Origin of the sequence: Nonomuraea rosea, from assembly GCF_039539705.1 — a bacterium.
Taxonomy (GTDB): Bacteria; Actinomycetota; Actinomycetes; order Streptosporangiales; family Streptosporangiaceae; genus Nonomuraea; species Nonomuraea rosea.
Window position 1 is genome coordinate 1 of record NZ_BAABDQ010000129.1, and the last position, 1270, is coordinate 1270.

Here is a 1270-nt window from a genome sequence, read left to right on the forward strand (position 1 = left end):
GTGCGGCGGTTCTCGGCGGTGCGCTGGTCCATGTAGGCCAGGACGAGGTCTTCCATGCTGAGCCGGCTGACCATCCAGGCGGGGTCGTGGATCGGGGCGTCGGTGCGGACGACGTAGGTGCTCTGCCGGTCGGTGTGTCGTGCGGAGATGATCTGCTGGCCGTCGGGGAGCCGGTCGGGGTCGCGGCGGGGGCCGGTGAGCCGGTGGTGGGTGGCCAGTAGCTGGTCGACCTCGCCGGCGACCTGGACGCGGGAGTCGACCAGGACGATCAGGTAGTCGCAGATGCGTTCCAGGTCGGAGACCAGGTGGGAGGACAGGACGACGCTGACGGTGTGTTCGACGGTGGCTTCCATCAGGTGTTGCAGGAATTCGCGGCGGGCCAGTGGGTCGAGGGAGGCGACGGGTTCGTCCAGGATGAGCAGGTCGGGGCGTTTGGCCAGGCCGAGGGTGAGGGCGAGCTGGGCGCGCTGGCCGCCGGACAGTTTGCCCGCGCGCTGGCGGGGGAGCAGGCCGAGTTGCGTGATGCGCTCGCGGGCCATGCTGGTGTCCCAGTGGGGGTTGAGGCGGGCGCCCAGGCGTAGGTGGTCCTCGACGCTGAGTGCGGCGTAGACGGGGGTGTCCTGGGCGACGAATCCGACCCGGGCCAGCTGGGCGGGGGTGCCGGCGGGGCGGCCGCCGAGCACGGTGATGGCGCCGGCGCTCGGTTGCAGCTGGCCGCAGGCGAGTTTGAGCAGGGTGGTCTTGCCGGCGCCGTTGGGGCCGACCAGGCCGACGACGTGGCCGGCCGGGATGTCGATGGTGCATTCGCGCAGCGCCCAGCGGCGGCCGTATCTTTTGCCCAGTGCCTGGGCTTGTAGGACAGAGGTCACGCTATGTCCTCCTCAGCGGTGGTCCGGAAGGTGGTCAGGAACAGGGCCTCGATGCTTTCCTCGTCGAGGCCGGCCCGGCGTGCCTTGGTGAGCCAGCGCCGCAGCTCCAGCCGCAGCGGGCCGTGCGCGGCCAGGGAGGCGCCCGACAGGGTGGCGGTCACGAACGTGCCCACGCCGGGGCGGGCGGCGGCCAGGCCCTCGTGTTCGAGCTCCCGGTAGGCCTTGAGCACGGTGTTGGCGTTGATGGCCAGCTGTGCCACGACCTCTTTGACGGTCGGCAGCCGATCGCCCTCGCGCAGCACGCCGAGCCGTAGCGCGTGGCGTACCTGCTGGACGAGCTGCAGATACGGCGCGACACCGGACTTGCCGTCCAGATGGAACTCGATCACCGGTTCCTCCAT

At 70.9% G+C, this 1270-nt stretch carries 2 protein-coding genes; both read right to left on the bottom strand.

What is annotated here, in order from left to right; translation table 11 throughout:
* Positions 1 to 869: ABC transporter ATP-binding protein (locus ABEA43_RS67715; RefSeq protein WP_345581554.1), on the bottom strand; the 869-nt coding region annotated here is incomplete at its 3' end.
* On the bottom strand, positions 866 to 1270 hold a 405-nt coding region (locus ABEA43_RS67720), incomplete at its 5' end, for a GntR family transcriptional regulator (protein WP_345581557.1). The genes ABEA43_RS67720 and ABEA43_RS67715, both read right to left, overlap by 4 nt.